The organism is Ectothiorhodospira marina, from assembly GCF_900109495.1.
GTDB classification, from domain to species: Bacteria; Pseudomonadota; Gammaproteobacteria; order Ectothiorhodospirales; family Ectothiorhodospiraceae; genus Ectothiorhodospira; species Ectothiorhodospira marina.
This window is the reverse complement of the sequence record NZ_FOAA01000001.1, coordinates 271724-289391: the sequence shown is the minus strand read 5'-3', so window position 1 is coordinate 289391 and position 17668 is coordinate 271724. Positions and strand designations below refer to the sequence as shown.

General features: G+C 62.7%; 20 protein-coding genes and 1 tRNA gene. 2 read left to right on the top strand and 19 right to left on the bottom strand.

Annotated elements, in window-relative coordinates; all coding sequences use genetic code 11:
• Nucleotides 1-17: 17 nt before the first annotated feature.
• The 14 genes from BMY52_RS01335 to BMY52_RS01270 form a co-directional block, all read right to left on the bottom strand.
• Complete coding sequence (locus BMY52_RS01335; RefSeq protein ID WP_090249869.1) at nucleotides 18-1061, bottom strand: helix-turn-helix domain-containing protein; 1044 nt, start codon at nucleotides 1059-1061, stop codon at nucleotides 18-20.
• Nucleotides 1009-1776: a type IV pilus biogenesis/stability protein PilW gene (pilW, locus tag BMY52_RS01330; RefSeq protein ID WP_090249867.1), complete on the bottom strand. Its 768-nt coding sequence runs from the start codon at nucleotides 1774-1776 to the stop codon at nucleotides 1009-1011. Before pilW ends, BMY52_RS01335 begins: the two co-directional genes overlap by 53 nt.
• Nucleotides 1773-2891, bottom strand: a complete 1119-nt coding sequence (gene rlmN / locus BMY52_RS01325) for a dual-specificity RNA methyltransferase RlmN (protein WP_090249866.1) — start codon at nucleotides 2889-2891, stop codon at nucleotides 1773-1775. The genes pilW and rlmN overlap by 4 nt, the downstream gene beginning before the upstream one ends.
• 114 nt (nucleotides 2892-3005) lie before the next feature.
• Nucleotides 3006-3437: a nucleoside-diphosphate kinase gene (gene ndk / locus BMY52_RS01320; protein ID WP_090249864.1), complete on the bottom strand. Its 432-nt coding sequence runs from the start codon at nucleotides 3435-3437 to the stop codon at nucleotides 3006-3008.
• A gap of 128 nt (nucleotides 3438-3565) precedes the next feature.
• Nucleotides 3566-3760: a Fe-S cluster assembly protein IscX gene (gene iscX / locus BMY52_RS01315; RefSeq protein ID WP_090250513.1), complete on the bottom strand. Its 195-nt coding sequence runs from the start codon at nucleotides 3758-3760 to the stop codon at nucleotides 3566-3568.
• A 21-nt stretch (nucleotides 3761-3781) separates the two neighbouring features.
• Nucleotides 3782-4120: an ISC system 2Fe-2S type ferredoxin gene (fdx, locus tag BMY52_RS01310; protein WP_090249861.1), complete on the bottom strand. Its 339-nt coding sequence runs from the start codon at nucleotides 4118-4120 to the stop codon at nucleotides 3782-3784.
• A 20-nt stretch (nucleotides 4121-4140) separates the two neighbouring features.
• Nucleotides 4141-6012 carry a Fe-S protein assembly chaperone HscA gene (hscA, locus tag BMY52_RS01305; RefSeq protein WP_090249859.1) on the bottom strand — a complete coding sequence of 624 codons (1872 nt, stop codon included), beginning with the start codon at nucleotides 6010-6012 and terminating at the stop codon, nucleotides 4141-4143.
• Between the two features lie 51 nt (nucleotides 6013-6063).
• Nucleotides 6064-6639: a Fe-S protein assembly co-chaperone HscB gene (gene hscB / locus BMY52_RS01300; protein WP_245740484.1), complete on the bottom strand. Its 576-nt coding sequence runs from the start codon at nucleotides 6637-6639 to the stop codon at nucleotides 6064-6066.
• On the bottom strand, nucleotides 6632-6955 hold the full coding sequence (iscA, locus tag BMY52_RS01295) for an iron-sulfur cluster assembly protein IscA (RefSeq protein ID WP_025282032.1): 324 nt from the start codon (nucleotides 6953-6955) through the stop codon (nucleotides 6632-6634). The genes hscB and iscA overlap by 8 nt, the downstream gene beginning before the upstream one ends.
• Nucleotides 6956-6991: 36 nt before the next feature.
• On the bottom strand, nucleotides 6992-7402 hold the full coding sequence (iscU, locus tag BMY52_RS01290; RefSeq protein ID WP_090249853.1) for a Fe-S cluster assembly scaffold IscU: 411 nt from the start codon (nucleotides 7400-7402) through the stop codon (nucleotides 6992-6994).
• A 35-nt stretch (nucleotides 7403-7437) separates the two neighbouring features.
• The gene (locus BMY52_RS01285) at nucleotides 7438-8661 is read right to left on the bottom strand and encodes an IscS subfamily cysteine desulfurase (RefSeq protein WP_090249850.1); all 1224 of its coding nucleotides are present in this window, start codon (nucleotides 8659-8661) and stop codon (nucleotides 7438-7440) included.
• 43 nt (nucleotides 8662-8704) lie between these two features.
• Nucleotides 8705-9214: a Fe-S cluster assembly transcription factor gene (locus BMY52_RS01280; RefSeq protein ID WP_090249848.1), complete on the bottom strand. Its 510-nt coding sequence runs from the start codon at nucleotides 9212-9214 to the stop codon at nucleotides 8705-8707.
• 56 nt (nucleotides 9215-9270) lie between these two features.
• Entirely contained in the window at nucleotides 9271-10077 is an 807-nt protein-coding gene (cysE, locus tag BMY52_RS01275; protein ID WP_090249846.1) for a serine O-acetyltransferase, read from the bottom strand.
• A gap of 98 nt (nucleotides 10078-10175) precedes the next feature.
• Nucleotides 10176-10943 (bottom strand): RNA methyltransferase, encoded by a 768-nt coding sequence (locus BMY52_RS01270; protein ID WP_218140372.1) that lies wholly within the window; start codon nucleotides 10941-10943, stop codon nucleotides 10176-10178.
• A gap of 85 nt (nucleotides 10944-11028) precedes the next feature.
• Here BMY52_RS01270 and BMY52_RS01265 point away from each other — a divergent pair, with 85 nt between their 5' ends.
• Nucleotides 11029-11823, top strand: coding sequence for an inositol monophosphatase family protein (locus BMY52_RS01265; RefSeq protein ID WP_090249843.1), 795 nt, complete (start codon nucleotides 11029-11031; stop codon nucleotides 11821-11823).
• Nucleotides 11824-11907: 84 nt separating this feature from the next.
• Here BMY52_RS01265 and secF read toward each other — a convergent pair whose 3' ends face one another.
• The 5 genes from secF to queA are packed head-to-tail and all read right to left on the bottom strand — an operon-like array spanning nucleotide 11908 to nucleotide 17297.
• A complete protein-coding gene (gene secF / locus BMY52_RS01260; protein ID WP_090250508.1) occupies nucleotides 11908-12846 on the bottom strand; it encodes a protein translocase subunit SecF in 939 nt (312 codons plus the stop codon).
• Nucleotides 12847-12859: 13 nt separating this feature from the next.
• Nucleotides 12860-14722, bottom strand: coding sequence for a protein translocase subunit SecD (gene secD / locus BMY52_RS01255; RefSeq protein WP_090249841.1), 1863 nt, complete (start codon nucleotides 14720-14722; stop codon nucleotides 12860-12862).
• A 34-nt stretch (nucleotides 14723-14756) separates the two neighbouring features.
• On the bottom strand, nucleotides 14757-15086 hold the full coding sequence (yajC, locus tag BMY52_RS01250) for a preprotein translocase subunit YajC (protein WP_090249838.1): 330 nt from the start codon (nucleotides 15084-15086) through the stop codon (nucleotides 14757-14759).
• Nucleotides 15087-15145: 59 nt separating this feature from the next.
• Nucleotides 15146-16261, bottom strand: a complete 1116-nt coding sequence (gene tgt, locus BMY52_RS01245) for a tRNA guanosine(34) transglycosylase Tgt (RefSeq protein ID WP_090249835.1) — start codon at nucleotides 16259-16261, stop codon at nucleotides 15146-15148.
• Nucleotides 16251-17297 carry a tRNA preQ1(34) S-adenosylmethionine ribosyltransferase-isomerase QueA gene (gene queA / locus BMY52_RS01240; RefSeq protein WP_090249833.1) on the bottom strand — a complete coding sequence of 349 codons (1047 nt, stop codon included), beginning with the start codon at nucleotides 17295-17297 and terminating at the stop codon, nucleotides 16251-16253. The genes tgt and queA overlap by 11 nt, the downstream gene beginning before the upstream one ends.
• A 161-nt stretch (nucleotides 17298-17458) precedes the next feature.
• On the opposite strand from queA, the gene BMY52_RS01235 reads away from it, so the two are divergent.
• Nucleotides 17459-17545 (top strand) — tRNA-Leu (locus BMY52_RS01235).
• Nucleotides 17546-17668: the final 123 nt, after the last annotated feature.

Below are 17668 nucleotides of genomic sequence, written 5' to 3'. Positions count from 1 at the left end.
TTGGCCGGCCTTCGCCTTCAAGAGCCACCCACGGTGAAGCGCGCAGTGTTGTCGCTGCGTACCCGGCCTTCCAACTCAACGGGCCGGTGATTGTATTCCAGACGCACGCCCGGCGCGTTACCCAGGAAGACGCGGATGGGGGTGGCCCCCTCAATGCGGCGCTCACTGCCCTGGCGCATGAGGCCCACCAGCAGGCGGCCACCGTCGGCGCCGGAGATTTCCACCCAGGAGTCCTCTTCAAAGCGCAATTCCAGCCGCCCCTGCCCCGGGGGCAGGTCCGGGGGGGCGCGTTCCTGGTCCTGCTCCTGGGCCACCGGTTCCGGAGGCGCCGACGCAGGCTCGGGCTCAACCGATGCCGAAGGGGCCTGGGGCTCCAGTGAGGCGAGTCGCTCCGGGGACTCCGGTTGGGCGTTGGCGGGTGGCTGTGGCGATTCCCTGGGCGAAGGCGACGACAGCAGGGGCTCTGGCTCATCCCCCGGAACACCCCGGACGCTTGAGGGTGCAGACGCCGTCGCATCCGTCTGCTGGGGGGAGGACCCCAGGGTACTCACATACCAGACCACGGCACCGAGCACGCCGGCCAGCAGCAGCCCCACCAGCGCGATCCAGGTCCCACTCACAGAGGCCCGCTGCAGTCCCGGCGGTGTCTTCGGGCGGGATTGAGCGGGACGTTCAGAGGCCACTGGACCGGGTGTCCGGACCATGGATCGGGGGCGCTCGGAGGCTACCTGCCCCGCTCCCTGGACACAGGCCTCATAGGCCTCCACCAGCGGTGCCGGATCGATCTCCAGTACCTTGGCCAGACCGCGTAAATAGCCGCGCACGAAGGGCGGCTCGGGGAGTGCATCGAAGCGATCCTCCTCCAGTGCGGCCATGGTTCTGGGATGCAACTGCAGGCGACTGCCCAGGTCATCCCGGGACATCCCTGCGGCCTCACGGTGACGCCTCAGCAGTTCGCCGGGCGTCACCTGTTGGTGGGATTCTGCCACATTGAAGTCATCCTGCATCTTATCGTCCGCCACGGGCTTCACGTTCCAGCACTCGTTGGGTTTCCTGGGCATCCGGGAAATCGTTCTTCAGGCGCAGGGCACAATCCCCCGAAGCGTCCCGGTTACCCAGGGCCAGTTCAGCACGATAACAGACCCAGAGAATCTCCGGCGTCGGGTTCGCCACCTCCATGAGTCGCTGCACATAGGCTCGCGCCTGCAGGTAACGATCGTTCTCGTCCGCCAGACGCATCATCTCGTAGAGGGCATCGGCATGATTGGGATTGACCTCCAGGGCGCGCCGGAAATACTGTTCCGCCAGTTCCTCGTCAGGATATTTGAGGGCGCAGATCCCGGCATTGGTCCAGGCCACCTCAGGGGTGGAATACAGCGGGTCTTCGGCTGCCTTGGTGAAGGCCGCTTCCGCCTCTTCCAGACGATCCTGCCGGCACAGGAAGGTGCCGTAGTTATTGCGCACCACGGAATGATCAGGATCCAGGTCCAGCGCTCGCCGAAAATGGCGGTCGGCCTTTTCGGGTTCGCGTATGCGCTGCTGCAGCAGCGCATACGCTGCATGCACTTCGGCAGAACCTGGATCCTGCCCCAGGGCGCGTTCCAGATTGGACTTGGCCTGCTGGAGTTGATTCTGACGCATGTAGTGCAGGCCCAACTCCACGTTGACCCTGGCTGCACGGTGCTGCTGGTCTTGCACCTCCGGTGCCGCGGCACACCCGGTCAATACCAGGGTCAACAGCAGGACAGTGGCCGCAACAAGGCGCGAGACACTCATGGGGGTGTCACCCCGGAGGCATTCGGTACCTTCGCATAACGCAGTGTACGCCGGGTGCGGTCTTCCACCCGTCCCACCAGTTGTCCGCAGGCCGCATCGATATCATCTCCGCGCGGGCGGCGTGTGATGGTGGTGTAACCGGCCTGAATGAGAATATCCCGGAAGCGGGCCAGCGCTGTCTCGCTGGAGCGTCGATAGCCAGCATCCGGGAAGGGATTGAAGGGGATCAGGTTGATCTTGCAGGGCACGTCGCGCAACAAACGCACCAGTTCCCGCGCATGCCCCGGGGTATCGTTGACGCCATCAATCATGACGTACTCCATGGTGACCCGACTGTGGTGCCCACCCTTGCCCACGTAGCGGCGACAGGCGTCCATCAACGGCCCCAGGGGGTATTTGCGGTTGATGGGCACCAGTTCGTTGCGCAGGGCATCGTTAGGGGCATGCAGGCTCAGCGCCAGGGCCACGGGCAGGGTTTCGTGCAGGCGGTCCATGGCGGGGATGATGCCCGAGGTACTCACGGTCACCCGGCGTCGGCTGAGGCCATAGGCATTGTCTTCCAGCATGAGTGACACGGCACCCAACACGGGTTCGAAGTTGAGCAACGGCTCTCCCATCCCCATGAGGACCACGTTGCTGATCACCCGGCTCTGTCCGTCTTCCGGCTGCATTCGACCGCGGGCCACTTGCAACTGGCCGATAATCTCGGCAGAGGTCAGGTTACGGTTGAAGCCCTGCCGGGCGGTGGAACAAAAGCTGCAGTCCAGGGCGCAACCCACTTGGGAGGACACGCAAAGGGTGCCACGGCCGTCCTCGGGGATGAAGACGGTCTCGATGCAGTTGCCGTCGTCCAGACGCAGCAGCCATTTATAGGTGCCGTCGGCAGCAGACTGTTCCAGGACGATCTCGGGGGTACGGACTTCGGCCTCGTCGGCCAGCCAGCCACGCACAGCCTTGGAGAGATCGGTCATGGCGGCAAAATCGGTGCAGTCGCGCTGATGAATCCACTTGAGCACCTGCACGGCGCGAAATGGCTTCTCACCCCGCTGGGCAAAGAAGTCTGTCAGTTCCTGCCGGGACATACCCAGCAAATTGATTTTGGCCTTGTCAGTCATGGCTCGATCCACCGGCATCGGGCCGGGGTTGTGGTCGGGGGCCGGGTCCCGCCCCCCGGGCCTGCGGGCGCCGAAGGAGCGCCCGTGGCTTTGACTGCTCGGGTTCCGCGGTCTTCAGCGGATACGCTTGCAGACTTCTTCGGGCTTGAAGAAGTAGGCGATTTCCTGCTTGGCGGTATCGGCGCCGTCAGATCCATGCACGGCGTTTTCATCGATGCTCACGGCAAAGTCGGCGCGAATGGTGCCGGGTGCGGCTTCCTTGGGATTGGTGGCGCCCATCAGTTCGCGGTTCTTGGCGATCGCATCTTCGCCTTCCAGGGCCTGCACCATGACGGGGCCGCTGATCATGAAGCTGACCAGGTCGTTGAAGAAGGGGCGTTCCTTGTGCACGGCGTAGAAGCCTTCGGCCTGTTCCCGGCTGAGCTGCATCATGCGGGCGGCGACGATGGTCAGGCCGGCCTTTTCGAAGCGGCTGTAGATCTCGCCAATCACGTTCTTGGCAACGGCGTCGGGCTTGATGATGGACAGGGTTTGTTCAACGGCCATTCGGCAACTCCAGCGATGATATAGGAAACACGAAGACGGCGGGGGCCGATGGGGGCCCTCGCCGGGAGAGATATAGAGGGGGAATATTACCCTGTGGTGGGGTGTTCAGACAATGCGGATCATGGGAGCTAATCTTCCTCTTCCATCCAGGCCAGTTGCACGGCTTCGAGGATGCGCTCGCCGCAACGGGCGGGGTCGTCATCGAACTCGGGCAGGGCCATGATCCAGTTGCGCAGATCCACAAAGTTGACGTGTTTGGGGTCCACATCCGGGTGGGCATCCTGCAGGGCGATGGCCAGGTCCAGGGTGTCGGTCCATTTCAGCGACATGGCGGCGTTCCTCCCTTAGTGTTGTTCGGACACCTGATTGAGGGTGTATTTGGGGATTTCCACCACCAGATCCTTGTCGGCCACCCGGGCCTGGCAGGACAGGCGAGAGTCGGGTTCCAGGCCCCAGGCCTTGTCCAGCAGGTCTTCCTCGTCCTCGGTGGGATCTTCCAGGGAATCCATCCCCTCGCGCACGTAGACGTGGCAGGTGGTACAGGCGCAGGATTTCTCGCAGGCGTGCTCGATCTCGATGCCGTTGGCCAGGGCCACGTCGCAGATACTGGTGCCCGACTCGGCCTCGATGGAGGCCCCTTCCGGGCAGATCTCTTCATGGGGCAGGAAGATGATGTTTGGCATGTGATGATCGGCTCCGGGGGTTATTCGAATTCTTCGACGCGATGGCCGGACATGGCCTTGCGCACGCTCTGATCCATGCGCCTGGCCACAAAGTCCTCGCTGGCCCTTTCCAGGCCTTTGATGGCAAGGGCAATGGCCTCGTGGTCCTCGCCTTCGCGGGCGGCCGCCAGTTGTTCGCGGGCATCGCGGATGTCCTTGAGTTCGTCCTGGCTGAGCAGTTCACTGTCAGCGCCCAAGGCGGAGTCCAGCGCTTCGAGAACCCGATCGGCCTCCACCTGCTGTTCACGCAGGCGCCGTGCCAGCATGTCTTCCTGGGCATGACTGCGCGAGTCGGTGAGCATGGTCTCGATCTCGTTATCGGTGAGCCCGTAGGAGGGCTTGACCTCGATGCTGGACTGCACGCCACTGACCATCTCCCGGGCGTTGACGCTGAGCAGGCCATCGGCGTCCACCTGGTAGGTGACGCGCACCCGGGCGGCACCGGCCACCATGGAGGGAATGCCGGAGAGGGTAAAGCGGGCCAGGGAGCGATTGTGGTCCACCAGGTCGCGCTCGCCCTGAATCACGTGCAGGGCCATGGCATTCTGGCCGTCCTTGAAGGTGGTGAATTCCTGGGCACGACTGACGGGGATGGTGGTGTTGCGAGGGATGATGTGCTCCACCAGCCCCCCCATGGTCTCGATCCCCAAGGACAGGGGAATCACGTCCAGCAACAGCATCTCGTCACCGGGCTTGTTACCGGCCAGGATGTCCGCCTGCAGGGCGGCGCCCACGGCGACCACCTTGTCGGGATCGATATCCACGCGCGGCGCACGACCGAAGAACTCGCCCACCCGTTCGCGCACGCGGGGCACCCGGGTGGACCCCCCGACCATGACCACGTCCAGGATGTCTTCGGGCTTGACCTTGGCATCGCGCAAGGCACGGCGACAGGCGGCCAGGGTCTTGTTGATCAGAGGATCGATCAGACAGTTCATCTGCTCGCAGGTGATACAGCCGGACCAGTAGTCGGAATCCGACAACGCCACCTTGAGTCTGGCCTCCTCGCGTTCGGAAAGGGCCTCCTTGACGGCACAGGCATCCATCATCAGCTGACGCATGCGATGGTGGCCGGTATCCCCTTCGATGCCCGCTTCCTGCATCATCCAGCCGGCGATGGCTCGGTCGAAATCATCGCCGCCCAGGGCGCTGTCACCCCCGGTGGCCAGCACCTCGAAGACGCCCTTATTGAGGCGCAGAATGGAGATATCGAAGGTGCCTCCGCCCAGATCAAAGACGGCAATCACGCCTTCCTGGCCCTTGTCCAGCCCGTAGGCGATGGCGGCCGCAGTGGGCTCGTTGAGCAGCCGGTAGACGTTCATGCCAGCCAGGCGCGCGGCATCCTTGGTGGCCTGGCGCTGGGCATCATCGAAATAGGCGGGCACGGTGATCACCGCACCTTCCAGCTCGCCGCCCAGGGAGGCCTCGGCCCGGGCACGCAGGGCCTTGAGGATCTCGCCGGAGACCTCCACGGGGGTGACATCGCCCTGGCGAGTGCGGATGCGCGGCACGCCGCCATCACCGGGCACAAAGTCATAAGGAACATGACCCGCCACGGTCTTGAGGTCACTCACACCGCGGCCCATGAGGCGCTTGACGGAAGAAAGGGTGTTCAGCGGATCCAGGGCCGAATAGCCGCGGGCCTCCTGCCCCACTTGGGGCGGCCCCTGATCGGGGTAATGCACCACCGAGGGCATGAGGTGGCGACCCTTTTCGTCGGGCAATGTTTCGGCCACGCCGTTGCGCACGGTGGCCACCAAGGAGTTGGTGGTCCCCAGGTCGATGCCCACCGCCAAGCGATGCAGGTGGGGGTCGGGAGACATGCCCGGTTCGGAAATCTGTAATAGCGCCATGGCGATAGAACCCGTGTTTGAAGTGCGTCGCGACCCGTAACCGACGTGGGCTCAGCCCAGCAGTTGGTCTTCGAGCCGCTCGGAAATGCGCGCGACTTCCTCGCGCAGGCGGTCGAAAAAACGGAGCTTCAGGACTTCCTGTCGGGCGGCCTCCAGGTTGTTGGATTCAAAGGCCACCTCGAAAGCGGCCAGCATCTGCGTGTAGCGCATTTCGATATCCCTGCTCAGGGCATCCAGCGCCGCCAGGGGGTCGGCAGCCTGGTCCACTTCCTCCAGGGCCTCGCGCAGTTCCATCTGATCCAGGAGAAATTGCGGGTCATGGGCGGACTCCTTCTCCTCGTCCACCACCGTCCCCTTGAGGCTGAGCAGGTAGCGGGCCCGGCGACCGTCATCCTTGAGCGTGGCGTAGGCCTCGTTCACGTGAGAGGCTCCCTGCACTGCCAGGCGACGGGCCTGATCGTCCGACTGGGCGAAGCGGTCCGGGTGCAGCTCGGACTGCAACGCCCGGTAGGCGGCCATCAGGGCCGCGTCATCCACGCGGAACTGCTGGGGCAGGCCGAACAGCTCAAAATAGTTACGAGTGAAGTCCAGATCCACCTGCGTGCTCCCGTGACGACTGTCAGACACCAAAACTCTCACCACAACCGCAACGGGAGGCCTCATTGGGGTTGTTGAACTTGAAGCCCTCGTTCAGACCCTCCCGGGTGTAGTCCAATTCCGTGCCGTCCAGATAGACCAGGCTGCGCGGATTGACGATGAGCTTGACGCCCTTGTCTTCAAACACCGTATCGCCCTCTTCCAGCTCATCGGCAAACTCCATGACATAGGCCATGCCGGAGCATCCGGTGGTCTTCACCCCCAGACGCAGGCCAACGCCCTTGCCGCGTTTTTCCATGAAGGTGCGTACCCGCTGGGCGGCGGTATCGGTCAACTGGATGGCCATGCCTGTCCTCCTTCGCTTTTCTGGCAGTTCAAGGATTTACGCGCTTTCTTGCGCGGCATCGGGGGTCTTGCCGCCTTTCTTGCGGAAGTCGTCGATGGCGGCCTTGATGGCATCCTCGGCCAGCACCGAGCAATGGATCTTCACCGGTGGCAGGGCCAGTTCCTCGGCAATCTGGGTGTTCTTGATGGCGCCCGCCTCTTCCAGGGTCTTGCCCTTCACCCACTCGGTGAGCAGGCTGGAACTGGCAATGGCCGAGCCACAGCCGTAGGTCTTGAACTTGGCATCCTCGATCACACCCGCATCGTTCACCTTGATCTGCAGCTTCATCACATCGCCGCAGGCGGGGGCACCCACCATGCCGGTGCCCACGGCGGTATCGTTCTTGTCCATTGCCCCCACATTGCGGGGATTCTCGTAATGATCGAGTACTTTGTCGCTATAGGCCATGCGTGCTTACCTCACTATTCGGATCTGACGGGGGATCAATGGGCCACCCACTCCACGGATTTCAGGTCGATCCCCTCTTGGTACATTTCCCACAGGGGTGACAATTCGCGCAGCTTGTTCACGGCAGCCTTGACCAGTTCCACGGTGTAATCAATCTCCTCGGCGGTGGTGTAGCGACCGATGGAGAAGCGGATGGAACTGTGGGCCAGTTCATCGTCACGCCCCAGAGCGCGCAGCACATAGGAAGGCTCCAGGCTGGAACTGGTGCAGGCGGAACCGGAGGAGACGGCGATATCCTTCAGCGCCATGATCAGGCTCTCGCCCTCCACGAAGTTGAAGGACACGTTCAGATTGCCCGCCACCCGGTGCTCCAGATCACCGTTGAGATACACCTCTTCCATGGCGTCGAGGCCATTCCAGAGACGATCACGCAACTCGAGCACACGCGCTGCTTCCGCATCCATCTCCTCGCCGGCGATGCGGAAGGCCTCGCCCATACCCACGATCTGATGCGTGGCCAGGGTGCCGGAGCGCAGACCCCGCTCATGCCCGCCACCATGCATCTGGGCCTCCAGGCGTACCCGGGGCTTACGAGAGACGTACAGGGCACCCACGCCCTTGGGCCCGTAGATCTTGTGCGCGGAAAAACTGGCCAGGTCCACCGGCAGGGCGGAGAGGTTCAGAGGGATCTTGCCGGCGGACTGGGCCGCATCCACATGGAAGACGATACCCCGGGCCCGGGTCAGGTTGCCGATGGCCTCCAGGTCCTGAATGACACCGATCTCATTGTTCACATGCATGATCGACACCAGGATGGTGTCTTCCCGCAGGGCAGCCTCAAGCTTGTTCAGATCCAACAGACCACTGGGCTCCGGATCCAGATAGGTGACCTCGAAACCCTCACGCTCCAGCTGCCGGCAGGGGTCGAGCACAGCCTTGTGCTCCGTCTTCAGGGTGACGATATGGCGCCCCTTCTTCTGGTAGAAGTGCGCAGCCCCCTTGATGGCCAGGTTGTCGGCCTCGGTGGCGCCACTGGTCCAGATGATCTCTCGGGGGTCAGCACCCACCAGGGACGCCACCTGTTCACGGGCGGTCTCCACAGCCTTTTCGGCCGTCCAGCCAAAGCTGTGGGAACGGGAGGCAGGATTACCGAAGCAGCCGGAACGGGTCATGAAGCCGGCCATCTTCTCGGCCACGCGCTCGTCCACCGGGGTGGTCGCCGAATAATCCAGGTAGATGGGTAATTGGATAGTGCTCACTGCTGTCTCCTCACAAACGGCCCCGCACGCGGCCAGGCCAGAGCTATTCCACCGATTCCGAAGCGGCGCTCACCGGAGCGACCGAAGCGCGGGATATGCTCACAGGCTGACCGCCCATGGCCCTGTCCTGGCGGGCCGCCACTTCCTGCACACCATTGCGCTTCATCACATCACCCAGGGTGATGTTGGCCAGAAAATCGTAGATCTGACGACTCAAGTCCGACCACAGGTCATGGGTGAGACAGCGCTCATTATTCTGGCAGTCGACCGTACCGCCACAGCGGGTGGTATCCACCTTCTCATCCACCGCGGAGATCACATCGGCAATGGCCAACTCGCTGGGGGGGCGGCTCAGGGTATAACCTCCGCCAGGACCCCGCGTACTGAGCACCAGGCCGCGTTTGCGCAGGCGGGCGAACAGTTGTTCCAGATAAGACAGTGAGATACCCTGTCGTCCGGAGATATCCGCAAGGGATATCGGGCCCTGGTCGTTGTGTATCGCCAGGTCCAGCATGGCGGTGACGGCGTAGCGCCCCTTGGTTGTCAGTCTCATTGCCCTCTCTCCCGTATGATCCGTCCGGGTATAGTAGCTATACCCTATCTTTTTAGTCAAGTATTATTCCGGCGATCCACCACCGTCGTGTGGTGCCCCACCTCATCGGTATCCAGCGCCAATCCGCCCAGCTCTCCCGGTTCGATCTCGCGGATATGGGAATCGTCCACGTCGCCACCCAGCTCCCTGAGGGCGTGACTGTTCTCATCCAGACGCTGATCCAGGGTGTGCAAGTGGTCGAGAATGCGATTAATGGCCACGGCCACCGGGTCGGGCATGTCCTCGGTCATGCCATAGGCGTCAAACCCCATCTTCTGGGCCATGACCTCCCGGCGTTTTTCGTCGTCGGAGCGCGGGGTGATAATCCGACCGGGAATGCCCACGACAGTGGCACCGGGTGGAATCTGCTTGAGCACCACGGCGTTGGAGCCGATTCGAGCCCCCTCTCCGATCCGGATGGGCCCGAGGATCTTGGCACCTGCCCCCACCACCACGTTATCTTCCAGTTGCGGATGACGCTTGCCCTTGTCCCAGGTGGTACCGCCCAGGGTGACGCCATGATAGAGGGTGCAATCATCACCGATCTCGGCCGTCTCGCCGATGACCACCCCCATTCCATGGTCGATGAAAAAACGTCGACCAATGGTGGCACCGGGGTGGATCTCGATACCTGTGAGCCAGCGACCGAAATAGGCCAGGAAGCGAGCTGGCCAACACAAACCGTGGCGCCACAAACCGTGACTCATTCGGTGAATCAACAGCGCATGCACACCCGGATAGGTGGTGAGCACCTCAAAGGTGTTGCGCGCCGCCGGGTCGCGTTCGAAGACACAGCGGACATCCTCTCGCAGACGCTGAAGCATAGACTCCCTGGTACCCGAGTTCCTCAGTGTGGAATGGGCATTGTACTACTTCACGAGGACGGGATCGAAACCGGGTGGAACGCCAGGCATCCGGCAGCTTACAACGACGAGTCCTTCCGGCCCTTGGCTGCATGGGCAAGGATGCCGCGCAGGATGTTGACCTCGTTGATGGTCAGGCGCGTGCGACCGAACAAACGGCGCAGGCGACGCATCAGATGCCGGGGATTGTTCGGGTCCAGGAAGTCCAGCAACCGCAAGGTCTCCTCCAGGTGCGCATAGAAGCGCTCCACCTCCTCATGCGCGGCGGGCAACTCGCCGTCCGATTCCACCGGCACCGAGGCAACCTGTCCTTCCAGGGCAGTCATGCGCAGCTCATAGCTGAGCACCTGGGCCGCCGCCGCCAGATTCAGGGAGCTGTACTCGGGATTGGCAGGGATGTTCACCAAGGCATTGCAGCGATCCAGTTCCTCGTTGGTGAGGCCAGTGCGCTCGCGGCCAAACAGCAACGCCACGGAGCCCGAGCGGGCCGCGGTCAGCAGCTCGGCGGCCGCCTGCCGGGGCTCGTACTGGGGCCAGCGCAAGGTGCGTTGGCGGGCGCTGGTGCCGAGCACGAACTGACAGCCCTCCAGTGCCGCATCCAGGCCATCATGCACCCGAGCCCGGGCCAGCAGATCATCCGCGCCGGAGGCCCGGGCGGTGGCCTCGGCACTGGGGTAGCCCTGAGGGTTCACCAGGTGCAGATCACTCAGCCCCATGTTCTTCATGGCCCGGGCCACGCCACCCACATTACCGGGGTGTGTGGTGTTCACCAGAACGATGCGTACCTCGTTCAGGATGTTTGTGTCTTGGTTTGCTTCAATTGTCATCGCAGGTTGTGTATGGTTCGCCATCTTCCCGTACCCTTCGCGGATACGACGTCGTTTCCTTCAAAATCAGTCGGACACCCTCGCCATGCATCCGTTTTTGAACACCGCCATCAAGGCCGCCCGTGCTGCGGGCCATGTCATCGCACGTAGTGCCAATCGGGTGGATACCCTGCAGATCCAGGACAAGCAGCCCAACGATTTTGTCACGGAAGTGGATCGCAATGCCGAGCGTGAGATCATCCGCGTGATCCAGCGGGCCTACCCGGATCACGGCATCATGGCCGAGGAAAGCGGTGAGCAGCACATCGACAGGGAATTCGTCTGGGTGATCGACCCCCTGGACGGTACCACGAATTTCATCCATGGCATCCCCCAGTTTGCCGTTTCCATCGCCCTGAAGCAGCGCGGGCGCCTGGAGCAGGCGGTGGTGTACGACCCCATCAAGGAAGAGCTGTTCGTGGCCACCCGGGGTGCCGGCGCCTTCCTGAATAATCGCCGCATCCGCGTGACTCAGCACAAGGATCTCTCTGGCACCCTGCTGGGCACCGGCATCCCCTTCCGCCAGGATCAGGACCTGGACTACTACCTGCGCACCCTCAAGGCCCTGCTGCCCGGCACTGCCGGCGTACGCCGCCCCGGCTCCGCCGCCCTGGACCTGGCCTATGTGGCCTGCGGGCGTCTGGATGGTTTCTGGGAGATTGGCCTGAATGAATGGGACATGGCCGCGGGTGTGCTGCTGATTCAGGAAGCTGGCGGCCTGGTGGGCGACCTGCGCGGCGGCCCGGACTACCTGACCCATGGGAACGTGGTGGCCGCCGGCCCGAAGGTGTTCAAGGCCATGCTGCAGCGGTTGCATCCGGTGGTGACCCGGGAGGGGTGAAGCCAGTCCGAGCCCCTCTCCCGCTGGCGGGAGAGGGGTTGGGGTGAGGGTGGAGGGCTGCGAGCAGGAAGCCCAAACGGCGCCTTACGGCCGATCGTCCAGCTCCTCTCCCTCCTTCTTCACCGGCAACATCACGGTGCGATCCACACCCAGCACCAGCGCCAGGGCGGCGGCCACGTAGATGGACGAATAAGTCCCCACCAGCACGCCGATGATCAAGGCCAGGGCGAAGTTCTGAATGACCGCCCCGCCCAACAGGAAGAGGCACACAAGGACCAGTAGCGTGGTCAAGCTGGTGATAATGGTCCGCGACAGGATCTGATTCACGGACTTGTTCATCACCTTTTCCACAGCATCCTTACGCAGTCGCCGGAAGTTTTCGCGAATACGGTCATAAGCCACAATGGTGTCGTTCAACGAATAGCCGATGACCGCCAGCATCGCCGCCAGTACCGACAGATCAAACTCAAGCCACAGCAGCGAGAAAATCCCCAGGGTGATGACCACATCGTGGATCAACGCCGCCACCGCGCCGAGGGAAAATCGCCATTCAAAACGCAGAGCCACGTAGATGAGAATGCCGATCAGGGCATAAAGCATGGCCAGACCGCCTTGCTCGCGCAGCTCATCCCCCACCTGCGGGCCCACAAATTCCACCCGGCGCAGATCCACACCCTCGGGTCCCCCACTGCGCAGAACCTGCAGCACCTCTTCCGAGAGCTCGGCACTCTCCTCCCCTTCACGCGGTGCCAGACGGATCAGTACATCCCGGGAAGTACCGAAGTTCTGGACTGTAGCCCGATCAAAACCACCGGCCTCCAGCTGGTCGCGGACCTCCTCCAGTACCACCGCGTCCGGATAGCCCACCTCGATGAGGGTGCCGCCGGTGAAGTCGATCCCGAAATTCAGCCCGCGAAACACCAGCAACAGGATGGACACCACCAGCAAAATGGCTGACAGGGTCAGGGCGATGCGCCGCTGGCCCAGAAAGTTGATATTGGCGTTGGCGAAATTAAGCTTCATCATTTTGCCGCCTTCAGATGGAGAGCGTCTTGAGGCGACGCTGACGACCATAGGTCAGATTGATAATGGCGCGAGTCACCATCAAGGCTGTGAACATGGATACCAGGATGCCGATGGACAGGGTAATGGCGAAACCCTTGATGGGGCCCGTGCCGAACATGAACAGCACCACCGACGCAATCAAGGTTGTGATGTTGGCGTCGGCAATGGTGGACAGCGCCCGCGCATAACCCGCCTGGATGGACGCCTGGGGCGAATTGCCGTTGCGGAGTTCTTCGCGTATTCGTTCAAAGATCAGTACGTTGGCATCTACGGCCATGCCCACGGTCAACACGATACCGGCGATCCCCGGCAGGGTGAGCGTGGCCTGCAGCATGGAGAGTATCGCCACGATGAGGACCAGATTCAGGGCCAGCGCCACGTTGGCCACCAGACCAAAGGCCCGGTAATACAGGGCCATGAAGATCAGCACCAGCACAAAGCCGATCACCACCGAGTTGAAACCGCGCTCGATGTTGTCCTGACCCAGGCTGGGGCCCACCGTGCGCTCCTCAACAATACTCATGGGCGCGGCCAGGGCACCGGCGCGCAGCAACAGGGCCAGGTTGTGAGCCTCACGAGTGCTGTCCAGACCGGTAATCTGAAAGCGTCGACCCAACTGATCCTGGATGCGGGCCACATTGATGACTTCTTCGGAGCGGGAAACCTGGCGAACCATTTCCCCATCCTGCTCCACCAGATCCGTCGTGGTCTCGATGAAGACCACGCCCATGAGGCGACCGATGTTCTCCCCCGTCACCCGACCGAAGATCCGGGCCCCCTGGCCATCCAGATTGATGAACACCGCTGCGCCACCCGTGTCCTGGGCAAGCCCGGAAGTGGCATCGTTGATGAAGTCACCGGTGAGCATCACCCGACGCTGCAGCAGCACCGGGTTGCCGTCACGCTCATGGTAGAGTCGGGAGTTGGCCGGCACGCGACCGGTGCGCTCCGCCTCGTAGGGATCATTGGACTCGTCCACCAGGCGAAACTCCAGGGTGGCCGTGGCACCGAGGATCTCCTTGGCGCGGGCAGTGTCCTGCACGCCCGGCAACTGGACAACGATGCGATTCTCTCCCTGCTGCTGAATCACCGGTTCGGCCACACCCAGTTCATCCACCCGGTTGCGCAGCGTGGTGATGTTCTGCTGCAGGGCCAGACGCCGTTGAGCCTCAAGCTGATCATCACTGATGCTTGCCGTGAGGATATGCACCTCACCCGACTGGCGCGTACTGAAATCCAGGTCCCCGCGATATTCCCGTCTCAGCAGATCACGGGCCTCGTCCCGGCTGGCCGGATCCTCAAAACGCACTTCCACGGCACTGCCGTCCCGCTCCACCGCCAGATAGCGGATGCGTTCATCCCGCAGCACGGTACGGAACTCGCTGGTGTAACGCTCGGCCACATTGTCACCGACAGCATCCATGTCCACTTCCATGAGGAAGTGGACGCCGCCGCGTAGATCCAGCCCCAGGGACATGGGGCGAGCATTGATAGCCCGCAACCAGTCGGGCGTGGCCGGCGCCAGATTCAGCCCCACGGAATGATTGTCCGTCAGCGCATTGCGCAGGATGTCCGCGGCGCGCATCTGGTCATCGGTGGAATCGAACCGCAGCATCATCTGGCTGCCGTCGAACTCCTCGGCCTTGATATCGACGCCCCGCCCTTCCAGGATCGCCCGGATCTGCATCCGGGTATCTTCATCCACCTCGTCGGTGACGGAGTGAGCGATCTGCACCACCGGATCCTCGGGATAAAGGTTGGGCAGCGAGTAGACCAGGCCCACCAGGATCACAACCACGATGAGCAGGTACTTCCAGGAAGGGTAAGCGTTCATGACAAGACCAGCGTTGAGAGATCGGCGTGGAGGATCAGATATCCTTCATCGTGCCTTTCGGCAGAACGGTGGCCACCGACTGGCGCTGGATGTTCACCGTATTGCCTTCGGAGACTTCCACCTTGATGAAATTGTCCGTCACATGGGTCACCTTGCCCACGAGGCCGCCCTGAGTCACGATCTCGTCGCCCTTGTTCAGCCCATCCACCATCGCCTTGTGTTCCTTGGCGCGCTTGCTCTGCGGCCGGATGATCAGGAAGTACATGATCGCAAAGAAAATCACGATCATGATCAGAAACTCGATGAAACCGCCCCCGGCGGGCTGGCCCTGCTGGGCATACGCGTCGGAAATCAGGAAGTTCATGCGTGGGACTCCTTAGCAGTTGACAGATCGACCGGGCCTGAGCCCGTTAAAGGCCGGCATTATGGCATAGACCGTGGGGTTTGCGCGCGCCGCCCATGGAACTCGGCCACCCAGGCGTCCAGCTGCCCCTGCGCAATGGCTTCGCGCATCTCCCGCATCAGGGTCTGGTAGAAATAAAGGTTGTGGAGCGTGGCCAGGCGACTCGCCAGCATCTCGTTACACTTATCCAGATGCTTGAGATAGGCACGGGAGTAGTTTCGGCAGGTGTAGCAGTCGCAGTGAGGGTCGATGGGTCCGATGTCATCCCGGAAACGGGCATTGCGGATGCGCATCACACCCTCGCGGGTATAGAGAAAGCCATTGCGGGCATTGCGGGTGGGGATCACGCAATCGAACATATCCACCCCGCGCTGCACTGCCGCCACGATATCCTCGGGCCGACCCACCCCCATGAGATAACGGGGCCGCTGCACCGGCATGTGCGGCATCAGGCCATCCAGCACCCGATGACGCTCCTCCTCCGTTTCCCCCACGGACAGACCGCCGATGGCGTAGCCGTCGAAGCCGATCTCCACCAGACCATCCAGGGAGCGGCGGCGTAGCCCGTCGTACATGCCGCCCTGGACGATGCCGAACAGGGCCGCCGGGCTGTCGCCATGGGCCTGCCGGGAGCGGGCGGCCCAGCGCAGGGAGAGTTCCATGGACTCCCGCGCCTGATCCTCGGTGGCCGGATGGGGCGTGCACTCATCAAAGATCATGACGATATCCGAGCCCAGGGCGCGCTGCACCTCCATGGACCGCTCCGGGGTGAGCAGGATGGGGGAGCCATCCACCGGGGAACGAAAGCGCACACCCTCCTCGGTGATCTTGCGCAGTTCCGCAAGGGAAAACACCTGAAAACCACCCGAGTCCGTCAGGATCGGCCGCTCCCAGTGCATGAAGTCATGCAGATCCCCATGGGCCTGGATCACCTCCGTGCCGGGCCTGAGCATCAGGTGGAAGGTATTGCCCAGGATGATCTCGGCCCCGAGGCCTTCCAGTTCCTCGGGCGTCATGGCCTTCACGGTGCCGTAGGTACCCACCGGCATGAAAGCTGGAGTCTCCACGGTGCCGCGATCAAAGCGAAGTCGCCCGCGACGCGCGGCACCATCCTGGCCAATCAACTCAAACTGCATTGTGTTGCATCCCGCGCTGGGCTGTCATGAACATGGCATCCCCGTAACTGAAGAATCGATACCCCTGGCTGACCGCATGGGCATAGGCCGCCAGCACTGCCGCCTGGCCACCGAAGGCGCAGACCAGCATCAGCAGGGTGGACTGGGGGAGATGGAAATTGGTGACCATGGCATCCACCGTCCGGTATTCAAAGCCAGGGGTGATGAATAAACGCGTGTCCCCCTCAAAGGGGGCCAGTGCACCGCCCGCCGCTGCGGTCTCCAGGCAACGTACACTGGTGGTCCCCACCGCCACCACGCGGCCGCCCCGGGCTCGGCAGCGGGCCACCTGATCGCAGGTCGCCTGGGTGACCCGCACCCATTCGGCGTGCATGACATGATCCTGGGTATCGGCCACGCGTACCGGCTGGAAGGTACCGGCCCCCACGTGGAGGGTCACTGAGGCGGTTTCCACCCCTCGGGCACGGATGGCCGCCAGCAAGGCATCATCGAAATGCAGACCCGCCGTCGGGGCGGCCACAGCACCGGGTTCCCGGGCAAACACGGTCTGGTAGCGCTGCCGGTCTTCCTCGGTATCTTCCCGGGTAATATAAGGTGGCAAGGGCATATGACCGTGCTGTTCCAGTTGATCCAGCACCGGCGCATCGAAAACGAGCACGAACAGATCCCCGTCCCGACCTTCCACCGTTGCCTCCACCACACCCTCCAGGCACAGCCGGGTTCCGGGTCCGGGGGCCTTGCTCGCCCGCACATGGGCCAGGGCCGCCTGGCGGCCGGTGATGCGCTCCACCAGGACTTCCACCTGCCCGCCAGTCTCCACCTTGCGGCCCTTGAGACGCGCCGGGATGACGCGGGTATCGTTGAACACCAGCAGGTCATCGGGAGACAACAACTCAGGAAGATCACGGATCTGCCGGTCGGCCAATTGCCCCGTTGGCCCATCCAGGCACAGCAGACGGGCCCCGCCGCGATCGGGCAGCGGGGCCTGGGCAATGAGTTCCTGAGGGAGGAAAAAGTCGAAGTCGCTGACTTGCATGGCGCGCGATGGTAGCAGGATTGGGGTCAGGGGGCGACTGAGGCGTCCCCCACCCCGGTCCGTTAACGTGTACGGGCTATTCGGCCGGGGATGGATCGCAACATTTGCAAGGTGGGCTATCTTTTCCCCTACTTCCCGATTAAAATGCTGGATTGGATTCAGCCGGGATGGCGGAACTGGTAGACGCGCCGGACTCAAAATCCGGTTCTGGCAACAGAGTGCGAGTTCGATTCTCGCTCCCGGCACCAAACGAATCCAGCCCAAGCGGCACACCGTGGAACAGGCGGGTCTTCGAGCGGACCTGAGCATAGAACGGTCCACCGCTTCGAGATCCGGGGGCCCAGTGCATGATAAGCACGCGTTCGTGATCA